The sequence below is a fragment of the Pseudomonas sp. MF08817 genome (genome assembly GCF_059862705.1).
Genome location: NZ_JCBCUY010000031.1, coordinates 33,038 through 46,877, shown reverse-complemented (window position 1 = coordinate 46,877; position 13,840 = coordinate 33,038). Strand labels below are relative to the sequence as shown.

General features: G+C 58.8%; 15 protein-coding genes and 1 other RNA gene. 10 read left to right on the top strand and 6 right to left on the bottom strand.

The features are described 5' to 3' along the window. Window positions 1-38: 38 nt before the first annotated feature. Complete coding sequence (locus AC19YR_RS18815) at window positions 39-935, bottom strand: GlxA family transcriptional regulator (RefSeq protein WP_500599676.1); 897 nt, start codon at window positions 933-935, stop codon at window positions 39-41. 236 nt (window positions 936-1,171) lie between these two features. On the opposite strand from AC19YR_RS18815, the gene AC19YR_RS18810 reads away from it, so the two are divergent. After that, window positions 1,172-2,317 carry an acyl-CoA dehydrogenase family protein gene (locus AC19YR_RS18810; protein WP_176465022.1) on the top strand — a complete coding sequence of 382 codons (1,146 nt, stop codon included), beginning with the start codon at window positions 1,172-1,174 and terminating at the stop codon, window positions 2,315-2,317. A 53-nt stretch (window positions 2,318-2,370) separates the two neighbouring features. Here the strand turns inward: AC19YR_RS18810 and AC19YR_RS18805 are convergent, their stop codons facing one another. After that, on the bottom strand, window positions 2,371-3,411 hold the full coding sequence (locus tag AC19YR_RS18805; protein ID WP_500599648.1) for an NADP(H)-dependent aldo-keto reductase: 1,041 nt from the start codon (window positions 3,409-3,411) through the stop codon (window positions 2,371-2,373). Window positions 3,412-3,657: 246 nt separating this feature from the next. Here AC19YR_RS18805 and rplM point away from each other — a divergent pair, with 246 nt between their 5' ends. The 7 genes from rplM to AC19YR_RS18770 all read left to right on the top strand — a co-directional run bounded on the left by rplM (window position 3,658) and on the right by AC19YR_RS18770 (window position 8,535). Then, window positions 3,658-4,086, top strand: coding sequence for a 50S ribosomal protein L13 (rplM, locus tag AC19YR_RS18800; RefSeq protein ID WP_007917032.1), 429 nt, complete (start codon window positions 3,658-3,660; stop codon window positions 4,084-4,086). A 14-nt stretch (window positions 4,087-4,100) separates the two neighbouring features. Beyond that, complete coding sequence (rpsI, locus tag AC19YR_RS18795) at window positions 4,101-4,493, top strand: 30S ribosomal protein S9 (protein ID WP_003171743.1); 393 nt, start codon at window positions 4,101-4,103, stop codon at window positions 4,491-4,493. A gap of 253 nt (window positions 4,494-4,746) precedes the next feature. Next, on the top strand, window positions 4,747-5,340 hold the full coding sequence (petA, locus tag AC19YR_RS18790; RefSeq protein WP_095106048.1) for a ubiquinol-cytochrome c reductase iron-sulfur subunit: 594 nt from the start codon (window positions 4,747-4,749) through the stop codon (window positions 5,338-5,340). Continuing rightward, the gene (locus AC19YR_RS18785) at window positions 5,340-6,551 is read left to right on the top strand and encodes a cytochrome b (RefSeq protein ID WP_095106050.1); all 1,212 of its coding nucleotides are present in this window, start codon (window positions 5,340-5,342) and stop codon (window positions 6,549-6,551) included. The genes petA and AC19YR_RS18785 overlap by 1 nt, the downstream gene beginning before the upstream one ends. Beyond that, entirely contained in the window at window positions 6,551-7,333 is a 783-nt protein-coding gene (locus tag AC19YR_RS18780) for a cytochrome c1 (protein ID WP_500599645.1), read from the top strand. Before AC19YR_RS18785 ends, AC19YR_RS18780 begins: the two co-directional genes overlap by 1 nt. Window positions 7,334-7,487: 154 nt before the next feature. Continuing rightward, window positions 7,488-8,105 (top strand): glutathione S-transferase N-terminal domain-containing protein, encoded by a 618-nt coding sequence (locus AC19YR_RS18775; RefSeq protein ID WP_095106052.1) that lies wholly within the window; start codon window positions 7,488-7,490, stop codon window positions 8,103-8,105. A 16-nt stretch (window positions 8,106-8,121) separates the two neighbouring features. Further along, window positions 8,122-8,535, top strand: coding sequence for a ClpXP protease specificity-enhancing factor (locus AC19YR_RS18770; protein ID WP_500599643.1), 414 nt, complete (start codon window positions 8,122-8,124; stop codon window positions 8,533-8,535). Window positions 8,536-8,592: 57 nt separating this feature from the next. Here the strand turns inward: AC19YR_RS18770 and AC19YR_RS18765 are convergent, their stop codons facing one another. The 4 genes from AC19YR_RS18765 to AC19YR_RS18750 all read right to left on the bottom strand — a co-directional run bounded on the left by AC19YR_RS18765 (window position 8,593) and on the right by AC19YR_RS18750 (window position 12,051). Next, entirely contained in the window at window positions 8,593-9,171 is a 579-nt protein-coding gene (locus AC19YR_RS18765; RefSeq protein ID WP_095106055.1) for a BON domain-containing protein, read from the bottom strand. Then, window positions 9,168-9,761: a phosphoheptose isomerase gene (locus AC19YR_RS18760; protein ID WP_095106057.1), complete on the bottom strand. Its 594-nt coding sequence runs from the start codon at window positions 9,759-9,761 to the stop codon at window positions 9,168-9,170. Before AC19YR_RS18760 ends, AC19YR_RS18765 begins: the two co-directional genes overlap by 4 nt. Window positions 9,762-9,868: 107 nt before the next feature. Then, window positions 9,869-10,240, bottom strand: coding sequence for a YraN family protein (locus tag AC19YR_RS18755; protein ID WP_095106059.1), 372 nt, complete (start codon window positions 10,238-10,240; stop codon window positions 9,869-9,871). Beyond that, window positions 10,240-12,051 (bottom strand): penicillin-binding protein activator, encoded by a 1,812-nt coding sequence (locus AC19YR_RS18750; protein WP_500599639.1) that lies wholly within the window; start codon window positions 12,049-12,051, stop codon window positions 10,240-10,242. Before AC19YR_RS18750 ends, AC19YR_RS18755 begins: the two co-directional genes overlap by 1 nt. A gap of 236 nt (window positions 12,052-12,287) precedes the next feature. On the opposite strand from AC19YR_RS18750, the gene rsmI reads away from it, so the two are divergent. Next, window positions 12,288-13,142, top strand: a complete 855-nt coding sequence (gene rsmI / locus AC19YR_RS18745; RefSeq protein WP_176465033.1) for a 16S rRNA (cytidine(1402)-2'-O)-methyltransferase — start codon at window positions 12,288-12,290, stop codon at window positions 13,140-13,142. 73 nt (window positions 13,143-13,215) lie between these two features. Continuing rightward, window positions 13,216-13,569, top strand: an RNA gene (gene rnpB, locus AC19YR_RS18740) — RNase P RNA component class A. Window positions 13,570-13,840 lie beyond the last annotated feature (271 nt).

Here is a 13,840-nt window from a genome sequence, read left to right as displayed (position 1 = left end):
TTTTTTTGTGCCCAAATGCTTGTGGGCGCGAGGTTGATTTAGGCTGCCTGCTGGAACTGCTGGCGGTACTGGTTCGGTGACAGCTCGGTGTGCTGGCGGAACAGCCGTGCGAAGAAGCTTGCGTCGTCGTAGCCGACTTCGTAGCTGATGGTCTTGATGCTCTTGCGGCTGGCCGAGAGCAGGCCCTTGGCGGTCTCGATGCGTAGGCGTTGCAGGTAATGCAGCGGCTTGTCGCCGGTGGCGGTCTGGAAGCGGCGCATGAAGTTGCGAATGCTCATGCCGTGTTCGCGGGCCACATCTTCAAAGCGGAACTTGTCGGCGAAGTGTTCTTCGAGCCAGTGCTGGATCTGCAGGATGATGACGTCCTGGTGCAGCTTCTGCCCGCCGAAACCGATGCGGCCGGGGGAGTAGCTGCGTTGCACTTCGTAGAGGATGTCGCGGGCCACGGCTTGGGCGACGTTGGCGCCGCAGAAGCGTTCGATCAGGTAGATATACAGGTCGCAGGCCGAAGTGGTGCCGCCGGCGCAGTACAGGTTGTCTGCGTCGGTCAGGTGTTTATCTTGATTGAGCTGGACTTGAGGGAAGCGCTCTTCGAAAGCGTTGAAGAAGCGCCAGTAGGTGGTCGCTTCCTTGCCATTGAGCAACCCCGCCTCGGCGAGCCAGAACACTCCCGTGGCCTCGCCGCAGAGCACCGCGCCACGCGCGTGCTGGGCCCGCAGCCATGGAATCACCTGTGGGTAACGTTTGCACAGGGTTTCGAAATCGTCCCAGAAGGCCGGCAGGATAATCACGTCGGTATCGGCCAGGCCGCCGTCCACCGGCAGGATCACATCGCTGAAGCTGCACACCGGTTGGCCGTCAGGGCTAACCAGGCGAGTCTCGAAGGCGGGCGTGAGGCCCTGGCCCAATTGTTTACCGTAACGCAGGCTGGCCAGGTGGAAAAAATCCTTGGCTTGCATGAGGGTGGAGGCGAAAACCCGGTCGATCGCCAGGATGCTGACGCGCCGCAGGGGCGTGGAGAGTTGGATAGACATAATTCAATTTATTCTTATAGGGGAAAGTGGTCACCAGACGGCTGGATCGTCTTATTTTTTGTCGGATGTGTCCAGTGTCCTGTCGCGAGTGGGAGGCTTAGGCTCAAGAGCGCAATTTCTTCCAACAATAATTACAGGTGCCCTGCATGATCCCCAGAACCTTGTTCAGCCCCGAGCACGAGCTCTTTCGTGACAGTGTTCGTACCTTCCTCGAAAAAGAAGCCGTGCCGTTCCACAGCCAATGGGAAAAACAAGGCTACATCGACCGCCAGTTATGGAACAAGGCAGGGGAAGCGGGGATGCTTTGCTCCCATTTACCCGAGGAATATGGCGGGTTGGGTGCGGACTTTCTCTACAGCGCCGTAGTGATCGAAGAGGTGGGGCGCCTAGGGTTGACCGGCATTGGTTTTTCGCTGCACTCGGACATCGTCGCGCCCTATATCCTGCATTACGGCAGCGAAGCCTTGAAGCACAAATACCTGCCCAAACTGGTTTCGGGCGAGATGGTTACGGCCATTGCCATGACCGAGCCGGGGGCAGGTTCCGATCTGCAAGGGGTGAAAACCACGGCCGTGCTGGATGGCGACGAGTACGTGATTAACGGCTCGAAAACCTTCATCACCAATGGCTTTCTCGCCGACCTGGTGATTGTCGTGGCCAAGACTGACCCGAAGGCTGGCGCCAAGGGCACGAGCCTGTTCCTGGTGGAGGCGAACACGCCGGGGTTCGCCAAGGGAAAACGCCTGGAGAAGGTCGGGATGAAGGCGCAGGACACCTCCGAGTTGTTTTTCCAGGATGTGCGCATCCCCAAGGAAAACCTGCTGGGCCAGGCCGGAATGGGCTTTGCGTATTTGATGCAGGAACTGCCACAGGAGCGACTGACCGTGGCGGTGGGCGGCCTGGCTTCGGCCGAGGCGGCGCTGCAATGGACGCTGGAGTACACCCGCGAGCGCAAGGCATTTGGCAAGGCGATTGCGGAGTTTCAGAACACTCGCTTCAAGCTCGCGGAAATGGCCACTGAAATCCAGATCGGCCGCGTGTTCGTCGACCGCTGCCTGGAGCTGCACCTACAAGGGAAACTGGATGTGCCGACCGCTGCGATGGCCAAGTACTGGGGCACTGACCTGCAATGCAAAGTGCTCGACGAGTGTGTGCAGTTGCATGGCGGTTACGGTTTCATGTGGGAATACCCGGTTGCACGGGCCTGGGCGGATGCCCGGGTGCAACGGATCTATGCCGGGACCAACGAAATCATGAAAGAAATCATCGCGCGCTCCCTGTAAAAGAGTGCCTGCTCCCACGGAGTGTTCCCTGTGGGAGCAGGTCTACGGTTCGATCAAGGGGCCGGGTTCGGCAGTGCCTTGTGGATCGCCTCGATACCCGCCACAACTTCCTGCGACAACACCAGCTCGGCGCTCGCCAGGTTGCTTTGCAGTTGCTCCAGAGTGGTCGCGCCAATGATGTTGCTGGTCACGAACGGCTGTTGGGTGACGAATGCCAGGGCCATTTGTGCCGGGTCCAGGCCATGTTCGCGGGCCAAGGCCACGTAGCGGCTGCACGCGGCTTCCGACTGCGGGTTGAAATACCGGCTGAAACGGCTGTAGAGGCTCAGACGCCCCTTGGGTGGCCGGGCCCCGTCCTCGTACTTGCCGGACAGCATGCCGAACGCCAGCGGCGAGTAGGCGAGCAGCCCGCACTGTTCGCGCAGGGCGATTTCCGCAAGGCCCACTTCAAAGGTGCGGTTGAGCAGGTTGTACGGATTTTGGATCGATACGGCCCGCGGCCAGCCGCGGGTTTCGGCCAGGGCAAGGAATTTCATGGTGCCCCACGGCGTCTCGTTCGACAGGCCGATATGGCGGATCTTACCGGCCTTGACCTGCTCGTCGAGGGCTTCAAGGGTTTCTTCAAGGGGCGTGAAGTCTTCGTCGGCCTTGTGGGTGTAGCCCAGTTGGCCGAAGAAATTGGTGCTGCGTTCCGGCCAGTGCAGTTGGTAGAGGTCGATCCAGTCGGTCTGCAGGCGCTTGAGGCTGGCGTCCAGGGCTTGGACGATATGGGTGCGGTTGTGCTTGAGCTGGCCGTCGCGGATGTAATCGATGCCGTTGCCGGGGCCGCCGATTTTGCTGGCCAGGACCCAGTCCGTCCGGTCGCCGCTGGCCTTGAACCAATTGCCGATATAACGCTCTGTATCGGCGTAGGTTTGTGCCTTGGGCGGCACGGGGTACATCTCGGCGGTATCGATGAAATTGACCCCGGCCTGCTTGGCCATTTCAATTTGGGCGAAGGCTTCAGCCTGAGTGTTTTGCTCGCCCCAGGTCATGGTCCCTAGGCAGAGGGCGCTTACATTCAGTTCGGTTCGGCCCAGCTTGCGATAGTCCATCGGATGCTCCTTCGGCAAAACATTCATAAAAGCAGGTTGAAAATTTTTTCGCAATCTGCATAATTACGCCCCTCTTTCTGCAGTGGAAGTGATGCACCGCCTGCCGAAGAATCTTGCCGTTGAACGGACGCGCTGACCCGAGCCCCCGATAGCGTCTGTATCCGGCTGCCTTTGACTTGTCAAAGTACGCACTATTCAGTAAGATCCGCCGTCTAATTTACAGGGCGGCCCCTGAGGCTATAAAGAATGAAAACTTTTACTGCTAAACCGGAAACAGTAAAGCGCGACTGGTTTGTCGTCGACGCTGCTGGTCAGACCCTGGGTCGTCTGGCCACCGAGATCGCGAGCCGTCTGCGTGGCAAGCACAAGCCTGAGTACACTCCTCACGTTGACACCGGCGATTACATCGTCGTCATCAACGCCGAGCAAATCCGTGTAACCGGCGCTAAAACCACTGACAAAATGTACTACTCCCACTCCGGTTTCCCGGGCGGCATCAAGTCGATCAACTTTGAAAAGTTGATTGCCAAGGCCCCTGAGCGCGTGATCGAGACTGCGGTCAAAGGCATGCTGCCTAAGAACCCGCTGGGTCGCGACATGTATCGTAAGCTGAAAGTCTATGCGGGCGCTGCTCACCCTCATACTGCTCAGCAGCCCCAAGAACTGAAGTTTTAACGGAATAGTTCATTATGTCGGCGACTCAAAATTACGGCACTGGCCGTCGCAAGACCGCAACCGCACGCGTTTTCCTGCGTCCGGGCACTGGTAACATCTCGATCAACAACCGCACCCTGGACAACTTCTTCGGCCGCGAAACTGCCCGCATGGTAGTTCGTCAGCCGCTGGAGTTGACCGAGACCGTTGAAAAGTTCGACATCTACGTCACTGTTATCGGTGGCGGTGTAAGTGGTCAGGCTGGCGCAATCCGCCACGGTATCACTCGCGCTCTGATGCAGTACGACGAAACCCTGCGTGGCGCTCTGCGCAAAGCTGGCTTCGTAACTCGCGATGCTCGTGAAGTTGAACGTAAGAAAGTTGGCCTGCGTAAAGCGCGTAAGCGTCCGCAGTACTCGAAGCGTTAATTCGCTTTTGCGTTCAAAAGCGCCCAGTTTCCTCACGGAGCTGGGCGTTTTTTATGGGCGTTCGTTTTTGGTGTGACAACTTGCCACAGCCGTAAAACCCCTATACTACAAGGCTTCTGGCTATCCATGGGTGGTAATTACCTTGTCAGAATAGGGGCTTTTCATTACCATTCTGCAAAATTTTTATAAGTTCAGATTTTTACTTAGTAGATGCCTGATTTAACAGGCCACAAAGCTGATGGGAGAGGACTGAATGAGCAATGACGGCGTGAATGCAGGCCGGCGTCGCTTCTTGGTAGCAGCCACATCCGTGGTGGGTGCTGCAGGAGCGGTGGGGGCTGCGGTCCCGTTCGTGGGGTCATGGTTTCCCAGTGCCAAGGCGAAAGCCGCAGGTGCACCGGTGAAGGTGAATGTCAGCAAGATTGAGCCAGGCCAGCAGATGGTTGCTGAGTGGCGCGGTCAGCCGGTATTCATTGTCCGCCGGACTGAGGAAATCCTGGGGAATCTGAAGAAGATCGAGGGCCAGCTATCTGACCCTGACTCCAAGAATTCGGTACAACCGACCTACGTCAACCCGGAGTTGCGTTCGATCAAGCCAGAGATTCTGCTGCTGATCGGGATCTGTACGCACTTGGGTTGTGCCCCGACCTTCCGTCCAGAGGTGGCGCCTGCCGACCTGGGCAAGGATTGGGTGGGCGGTTACTTCTGCCCTTGCCACGGTTCTCACTACGATCTGGCTGGCCGCGTCTACAAGTCGCAACCTGCGCCGCTGAATCTGCCTGTGCCACCACATTCCTATGATTCGGACGATGTCATAACCATCGGTATCGATACGGAGAACGCGTGATGAGCAAGTTCATGGATTGGGTTGATGCGCGCTTTCCCGCGACCAAGATGTGGGAAGACCATCTCAGCAAGTATTACGCTCCAAAGAACTTCAACTTCTTCTACTTCTTTGGCTCCCTGGCCCTGCTGGTTCTGGTGAACCAGATCGTTACCGGTGTCTGGCTGACCATGAGCTACACCCCGTCGGCGGAAGAGGCGTTCGCTTCCGTCGAGTACATCATGCGTGACGTCGAGTACGGCTCGATCCTGCGTCTGTTGCACTCCACCGGCGCTTCGGCGTTCTTCATCGTGGTCTACCTGCATATGTTCCGTGGCTTGCTCTACGGTTCTTACCAGAAGCCGCGTGAGCTGGTGTGGGTCTTCGGCATGCTGATCTACCTGGCGCTGATGGCGGAAGCCTTCATGGGCTACCTGCTGCCTTGGGGCCAGATGTCCTACTGGGGCGCGCAGGTCATCATCTCGCTGTTCGGTGCGATCCCGGTTATCGGTGACGACCTGACTCAGTGGATCCGTGGTGACTACCTGATTTCCGGCATCACCTTGAACCGCTTCTTTGCGCTGCATGTTGTAGCCCTGCCGATCGTAATCCTCGGTCTGGTAGTGCTGCACATCCTGGCGCTGCATGAAGTCGGCTCGAACAACCCCGATGGCGTGGATATCAAGAAGCACAAGGACGAGAACGGCGTACCGCTCGATGGTATTCCCTTCCATCCGTACTACACCGTGAAAGATATCGTTGGCGTCGTAGTGTTCCTGTTCGTGTTCTGCTCCATCGTGTTCTTCTTCCCGGAAATGGGCGGCTACTTCCTGGAGAAGCCTAACTTCGAGCAGGCGAACCCGTTCAAGACCCCTGAACACATCGCACCGGTCTGGTATTTCACGCCGTTCTACGCAATTTTGCGGGCGGTTCCGGACAAGCTCATGGGCGTTATCGCCATGGGCGGCGCCATCGCTGTGCTGTTCGTCCTGCCTTGGCTTGACCGCAGTCCGGTCAAATCCATGCGCTACAAGGGCTGGATGAGCAAGATCTGGCTCTGGGTGTTCTGCATTTCGTTCGTGATCCTGGGTGTGCTGGGTGTGCTGGCGCCGACTCCGGGTCGTACGTTGCTGTCGCAGGTATGTACCTTCCTGTACTTCGCCTACTTCATTCTGATGCCGTTCTACACCAGGCTTGAGAAGACCAAACCGGTTCCGGAAAGGGTGACTGGCTGATGAAAAAGTTATTCGCTGTACTGATCCTCGCTGCTTTGCCTGTGTTCTCCTTTGCGGCCGAACACGGTGGTCCAGAGCTGGAAAAGATCGATATCGACCTCGCTGATAAAGCCGCATTGCAAGATGGCGCGCGTACGTTCGCCAACTACTGCATGGGCTGCCACAGCGCCAAGTTCCAGCGCTATGAACGTGTAGCTGATGACCTGGGGATTCCTCATGATCTGATGCTCAACAATCTGGTGTTCACTGGCGCCAAGATCGGCGACCACATGAAGATCGGCATGCAGCCTGCTGACGCCAAGACTTGGTTCGGCGCGGCACCGCCGGATCTGACTCTGGTGGCCCGTGTTCGCGGTACCGATTGGCTCTACGGTTACCTGAAATCGTTCTACGAAGATCCATCGCGTCCTTTCGGGGCGAACAACAAGGTCTTCCCGAACGTCGGTATGCCTAACGTCCTGGCCGGCCTGCAAGGTCGCCAGGTCGTGGGTTGCAAACAGGTTCAAGTCGTCGAAGACGGTAAGAAGCAATATGATCCGTTGACTGGCACGCCTCTGACTCACGAAGCGTGTGACCAACTGACCATCTTGCCGAAAACCGGCGCGCTGACTGAAGAGCAGTTCGATGAGAAGGTCAAGAACCTGGTGACCTTCCTGGCCTACTCGGCCAACCCGGTCAAGCTGGAGCACCAACGTATTGGTACTTACGTGTTGCTCTACCTGGCTTTCTTCTTCGTATTCGCTTACCTGCTCAAGCGCGAATACTGGAAGGACATTCATTGATAAAGCTGTAAACCATTGCTGTTAATCGCGCGCGCCCAGGGGCGCCTCCGCAAAATTAGGGAAGCCGGCATCGTCCGGCCTCTCTATGGGAGGCGCCCTCTGGGCGCGCGCGTTTTTCCGCTTTCGATAATTTCAACAAGCGAGGAGGACCGCCATGGGCGTGACCAATCGGTTGGCCTGTTACTCCGACCCCGCCGACCACTATTCCCACCGAGTACGCATCGTGCTCGCAGAGAAGGGTGTCAGCGCCGAGATCATCAGTGTGGAGGTGGGACGTCATCCGCCGAAACTGATCGAAGTGAACCCTTACGGCAGCTTGCCCACCCTGGTCGATCGTGACCTGGCGTTGTGGGAGTCAACCGTGGTGATGGAATATCTGGATGAGCGTTACCCCCATCCACCCTTGCTGCCGGTCTATCCGGTGGCGCGTGCCAACAGCCGCCTACTGATTCACCGCATCCAGCGTGACTGGTGTGGCCTGGTGGATTTGATTCTGGATCCGCGCAGCAAAGAAGCGGCGCGTGTGCAGGCCCGCAAGGAATTGCGCGAAAGCCTGACGGGTGTCTCGCCATTGTTCGCGGACAAGCCGTTTTTTCTCAGTGAGGAACAAAGTCTGGTGGACTGCTGCCTCTTGCCGATACTCTGGCGCCTGCCGATTCTTGGTATTGAGTTGCCGCGGCCTGCCAAGCCGCTGCTTGATTATATGGAGCGCCAGTTTGCGCGTGAGGCTTTCCAGGCGAGCCTGTCTGGTGCTGAACGCGACATGCGCTAAGGCTTAAGGAGCCGCTATGAACTCCAGTCGACCTTATCTGGTCCGTGCGCTCTATGAGTGGATTGTGGATAACGATTGCACCCCGCACATGCTGGTCAATTCCGAGTACCCCTCGGTGCAAGTACCACAAGGCTTTGCCAGTGACGGGCAGATTGTCCTGAACGTGTCGCCCAGTGCTGTGCGGCATCTGCACATGGATAACGACGCGGTCAGCTTTGAGGGGCGTTTCGGCGGTGTGCCACACACGCTGTTCGTGCCCGTCGGGGCGATCCTGGGTATCTATGCCCGGGAGAATGGCCAGGGCATGGTTTTTGACCTGGATTCGTCCATGGACGAAGATGACGACGTGGAGCCGGATGATGACGGTCCGCCACCCGATAGCGAACCGCCGCGCCCCAGTGGCCGGCCAAGCTTGAAAGTGGTCAAGTAACAAAAAAGGCGATCCAGAAATGGATCGCCTTTTTTAATGCCGCCAGGTTTGCAGGTGTCAGTCGATGTACTCGAACAGCTTGACGATCTTCTGCACGCCGGAAACGCCTTGCACCAGGTTGGTGGCCTGGGCCGCTTCCTGTTTGGTCAGCAGGCCGAGCAGGTAGACGATGCCGTTCTCGGTCACCACCTTGATGCGCGAGCCGGGAATGTTGGCATCGGCCAGCATCTGGGTTTTGATTTTGGTGGTCAGCCAGGCGTCATTCTGGCGAGCCAGAAGGGAAGAGGGCGCGATCACTTGCAGTTCGTTGTGCACGCGCTTGACTCGCTGAACGCTGCTGGCGGCCTGTTCGGCCTGGGCCTTGAGGTCGGCGCGCGGTGTCTGTCCGGCGAGCAGTACGACGCCGTTGAAGCTGGTGACGACGATGTGGGAGTTCTTATCCAAGTCCGGGTTGGCCTTGGCCACGTTCACACCGACTTTGGTTTCGATCAGCGAGTCGTCGATCTTACTGCCAAAGGTGCGGGTGCCACGGTCGTCTTCGATGGGCTTTTCACGGCTGGCGCTCACCACGGAGGTGCAGCCGCTGATGCTCAGGCATAGGGTCAAGGCCGCGAGGCCAAGGCGATAAGGGGTCATTCTTCACTCCCGAACAATTGGCTGTCGATCAAGTCGCAAAGGCAATGGATCGCCAGCAGGTGGACTTCCTGAATGCGTGCGGTGACGGTGGCCGGTACGCGTATCTCGACATCTTCCGGCAGCAGCAGCGAAGCCATGCCGCCACCATCGCGCCCGGTCAATGCTACGACAATCATGTCGCGATCATGTGCGGCCTGGATCGCCTGAATAATGTTGGCCGAGTTGCCGCTGGTGGAAATCGCCAGGAGCACATCGCCCGGTTGGCCCAGGGCGCGGATCTGCTTGGAAAAAATCTCGTTGTAGCTGTAGTCGTTGGCGATCGAGGTGATCGTCGAGCTGTCGGTGGTCAGCGCAATGGCTGGCAGGCTCGGGCGTTCGCGCTCGAAGCGGTTGAGCAGCTCGGAGGAGAAGTGTTGGGCATCGCCAGCGGAGCCGCCGTTGCCGCAAGAAAGCATTTTGCCTTCATTGAGCAGAGTGTTGACCATGACCTGGCTGGCCAGCTCGATGTGCGGTGCAAGGACTTCCATCGCCTGTTGCTTGGTATCGATACTGGCCTGAAAAAGCTGGCGAATTCGCGATTGCATGTCCATCTGTGTGACCTTAAGTAGCGCGGCTTTTCAGCACATGAATGTGCAGCCCGCAAAGCAAAGAGCAAAAGTGTCGAGTGAAGATTGTCGGCTTGGCCTGGGTGCCCGGGTCAGCTGTCAAAGGCGTTTTGCAGCCAGTTCAAGGCTGGTGCCGAGCCGGTGGTGCTGTCTATCGCGACCACGTCGAAGCGGCAGGGGTGATCTGCCCAGCGTGACTCGCTTTGTAAAAAGTACTGCGCGGCGAGGATCAGTTTCTGACGCTTGCGCTCATCGATACTGCCAAGCGCACCACCCCATTGGGTGTTCTTTCTGTAGCGAACTTCGACGAATACTACTGTATCGCCATCAAGCATGACCAGATCAAGCTCACCGCGCTTGCACAGCCAGTTCTGCGCCAGCAGGCGCAGGCCCTGTTGCTGGAGATGCCGGAGCGCGTGGTTCTCGGCATCTCTTCCATCTTGCTGGTGTGAGCGCTCGGGCATCAGCGCGGCGTGTCGGGCAGGCGCTGGACCTGGCCGCTGACAAACTGAGCCCAGGGCAACTGGCGCTGAACCCGCTGCGAAGGGGTCATGGTCAGGCTGCCGGAAGCGCCTTCGATGCGGCTGTCAGGCAGTGCCTTGAGCTGGCCCAGACGTGGTGCCAAACGGTAGGCATCTACGCCCATGGCGTACAGGCGACCCAGGCTACCGCCGGCTTGTGGCCATTGCGCGGCGACTTGGCGACGCAGGGGGTCGTTGGCGTCGAGCAGCCATGGCGTTTCGCAGAAGCGCACGCCATTCATGTCGTTGTATTGGTTTTGATCGCCGCTGGCGCTGAACACATGGGACGTGGCGTACACAGGCACATCGCCAGCGTACTGGAAGTTCAGGGTCGGTTTGATCTGCTGGGCTTGTTGCGGCGTGGCGGCCAGGAAGATGAACTCGATGTCCTGGCGGCGTGCCGGTTGCGCCGCGACTTGCGAGCCAACGGTGCTCTGCAGGCTCTTGGCCCGGCCTTCGCTCTGACGCAACTGGAACAGGTCGGCGATTTGCTGGGCCAGGGCCACCGGTTGGTCGACACGCACGACGCCGAGCACGGAGCCGCCATTGCCTTCCCAATCCTGGCGGAACGCCTTGAGCACACGGTCGCCCCATTCGCCTTTAGGCACCATCACGGCGGCACGCTGCAAGCCATCAGCACGGGCGCGTTGCGAAACTTCGCGCGCCTCGTCTTCAGCGGCGAGGCCAAACTGGAACAGTTGCGCCGGGCCTTGATCGCCTTCGCTGTAGTTCAGGGCGAGGGTGGTGATAGGCAGTTGCGGGCGAGCGCTGAGCTGTTTGACCAGTGGTTTTTCCAGCGGGCCGATCACCAGTTGCACGCCGTCGGCCTGGGCCTTGCGGTAAAACTCGTCCAGGGAGGTCAGGCGCGAGCTGTCATAGAACTGAACGCTAGGTGGCTTCTGGCCGGCTTGCAGGGCTTGGTAGTGCGCCGCCATGAAACCTTCGCGCAATGCCTTGGCCACGGACGCCAGGGGGCCATCCTGAGGTAACAGCAGGGCGATTTTGTTCAGAGGCTGGCTAGCCAGTTCCTTGAGCTTGACCAGTGGCGTGGGCAGTTGCAGGGCGGCTGGGTGCTTTGGATTCTGGGCGCGCCAGCTATCGATCGCGGCTTGTTGCTGCTCAAGCGTGCCAGCAGTCTTAACCGCCAGGGCCAGGCTGAGCCAGCCGCCCAGATCGTCGGGGCTGGCAGGCTGTAATTGGTCGGTGGGCAACGAGGCGATCAGGGTCCAGATGGCTTCGTGGTTTTTGCCGGCTGCTTCGCCGCTGAGCATGGGTGCAACCGTAATGCGTTCCCGTGCTGCAGCGAGGGTCTGGCCGTCGGCTTCCAATGCGCGAGCATGCACGCTGCCAGTGCGCACCCGCTGCTCGGTGGGCATTTCGCCCAGACGTTGCAGGCTCGGATGGCTCAGGGCGGTGAGGGCGGCCTTGGGTTGGTTGCGAGTCATGGCCAGTTCAGCTGAAAGGGTGCTGGCGAATACCTGTTGGCCGGGTTTGAGTGAGTCCAACGGTACTTGCGCCAGAATCTGCGCCGATTGACCGGCATTGCCCTGGCGATAGGCCAGGTCTGCGGCGCTGAGGCGCAATAGGGCGGCTTTTTCCGGGTTTTTGCTGGTGGCGGCCTGTTCGAGCAGTTGCTCGATGCTGGCATCCGGGGTTCGTGGGAGTTCGCCAAGGCTGGACGAGGGCGAGCTGGCGCAAGCGGCCAATAGGGCGGCAAGGCAGAGGGCAGAGAACAGCCGCAGGCAAGCGATCATGTAAGTGTTCCTGATACTCGATCAAATTAGCGTGGAATTGTACCCAAGCACTGGCCGGGGCGCGATGTTACTGGCGTCAAACTGTCAATTTAGGTCGTGCATGGCTGTTATAGGCACATAAATGACAATCGACCGCATTGCGCGAGCCTTTGCAGGGGCACGTTTTCATCACCTCTACGCGCTACAATGGCGCTTTTGTCGATCAAGAGGTGTGCGCTTTGACTGCTCCAGGTGCTTTGAATTCCGCTGCTGGCTCGCTTTATGTGGTGGCGACGCCCATCGGTAACCTGGACGACATCAGTGCGCGGGCGCTGAAAATCCTCCGTGACGTCGCGCTGATCGCCGCCGAGGACACGCGCCACTCGTTGCGCCTGTTGCAGCATTTCGGTATCCCTACGCCGCTGGCCGCTTGCCATGAGCACAACGAGCGCGACGAGGGCAGTCGGTTCATCACCCGCTTGTTGGCAGGGGATGACGTGGCGTTGATCTCCGACGCGGGCACGCCGCTGATTTCCGACCCTGGTTATCACTTGGTGCGCCAGGCGCGCGCAGCAGGCATCAATGTGGTCCCAGTGCCGGGCGCCTGTGCGTTGATCGCGGCGCTGTCTGCCGCGGGGCTGCCTTCGGACCGGTTCATCTTCGAGGGCTTTTTGCCCGCCAAGGCTGTTGGCCGCCGCGCGCGCCTGGAGCTATTAAAGGAAGAGCCACGCACGCTGATCTTCTACGAGGCGCCGCACCGCATTCTCGAATGCCTGCAAGACATGGAACTGGTGTTTGGCGGCGAGCGCCCGGCCTTGCTGGCGCGGGAGCTGACCAAAACCTTCGAGACGCTCAAGGGCTTGCCGCTGGCGCAGTTGCGCGAGTTTGTCGAGGGCGATAGCAACCAGCAGCGCGGTGAGTGTGTGGTGCTGGTGGCAGGCTGGACCGCGCCGCAAAGCGACGAGGCGATCAGCGGCGAAGCCATGCGCATCCTGGACTTGCTGCTCAAGGAAATGCCCTTGAAACGCGCCGCAGCCCTGGCGGCGGAAATCACCGGTGAGCGCAAGAACATGCTGTATCAGGTGGCGTTGAGCAAACAGCAGGCAGAATAACCGGGCGGTGCGTCAGGCAAAAAGGTGCTTGGCCCTTGTTCTTGGGGCGATGTGCCGTTAACCTGCGCGGCGGAGAGTCGATCGGACAGTCGCTGCCCTCTATGAAAATTAGGGGGGGGAGGAAAGTCCGGGCTCCATAGGGCGGAGTGCCAGGTAATGCCTGGGGGGCGTGAGCCTACGGAAAGTGCCACAGAAAATAACCGCCTAAGCACTTCGGTGCCGGTAAGGGTGAAAAGGTGCGGTAAGAGCGCACCGCACGTCTGGCAACAGTTCGTGGCTAGGTAAACCCCACTCGGAGCAAGACCAAATAGGGTTCCAAGGCGTGGCCCGCGCTGGAACCGGGTAGGTTGCTAAAGGTGTCCAGTGATGGCCACCGTAGACGAATGACTGTTCAAGACAGAACCCGGCTTACAGATCGACTCTCCACCTCTTTCCCTCCCTGCTGGAATCACTAGCAGAAGCGCATTTGTAATACCGAAAAAATCTTACTCTTAATAAATCACTTTAACTTCCGGTCGTAGCTTTTTGAGCTGATGGAAGTTAATGGGTGTAATTCGCCGCCAAATTACTGCTGCCCCTTCTTTTACGCTCCTAAATATCCGTTCTGTAAGACTTTTCCTTTAGTCCGCGCCTTGACGGTGTGGTGGGCGCATTCCTATAGTGTGCGCAAGTGGCGGAAAGTGGCATGAAGTGGGTTT

Coding starts and splice junctions, on each gene's coding strand:
- AC19YR_RS18780 (WP_500599645.1), top strand. CDS start 6,551: ATGAAAAAGTTATTCGCTGTACTGATCCTCGCTGCTTTGCCTGTGTTC.
- AC19YR_RS18770 (WP_500599643.1), top strand. CDS start 8,122: ATGAACTCCAGTCGACCTTATCTGGTCCGTGCGCTCTATGAGTGGATT.
- rplM (WP_007917032.1), top strand. CDS start 3,658: ATGAAAACTTTTACTGCTAAACCGGAAACAGTAAAGCGCGACTGGTTT.
- AC19YR_RS18775 (WP_095106052.1), top strand. CDS start 7,488: ATGGGCGTGACCAATCGGTTGGCCTGTTACTCCGACCCCGCCGACCAC.
- AC19YR_RS18805 (WP_500599648.1), bottom strand. CDS start 3,411: ATGGACTATCGCAAGCTGGGCCGAACCGAACTGAATGTAAGCGCCCTC.
- AC19YR_RS18755 (WP_095106059.1), bottom strand. CDS start 10,240: ATGCCCGAGCGCTCACACCAGCAAGATGGAAGAGATGCCGAGAACCAC.
- AC19YR_RS18760 (WP_095106057.1), bottom strand. CDS start 9,761: ATGGACATGCAATCGCGAATTCGCCAGCTTTTTCAGGCCAGTATCGAT.
- rpsI (WP_003171743.1), top strand. CDS start 4,101: ATGTCGGCGACTCAAAATTACGGCACTGGCCGTCGCAAGACCGCAACC.
- AC19YR_RS18765 (WP_095106055.1), bottom strand. CDS start 9,171: ATGACCCCTTATCGCCTTGGCCTCGCGGCCTTGACCCTATGCCTGAGC.
- petA (WP_095106048.1), top strand. CDS start 4,747: ATGAGCAATGACGGCGTGAATGCAGGCCGGCGTCGCTTCTTGGTAGCA.
- AC19YR_RS18785 (WP_095106050.1), top strand. CDS start 5,340: ATGAGCAAGTTCATGGATTGGGTTGATGCGCGCTTTCCCGCGACCAAG.
- AC19YR_RS18750 (WP_500599639.1), bottom strand. CDS start 12,051: ATGATCGCTTGCCTGCGGCTGTTCTCTGCCCTCTGCCTTGCCGCCCTA.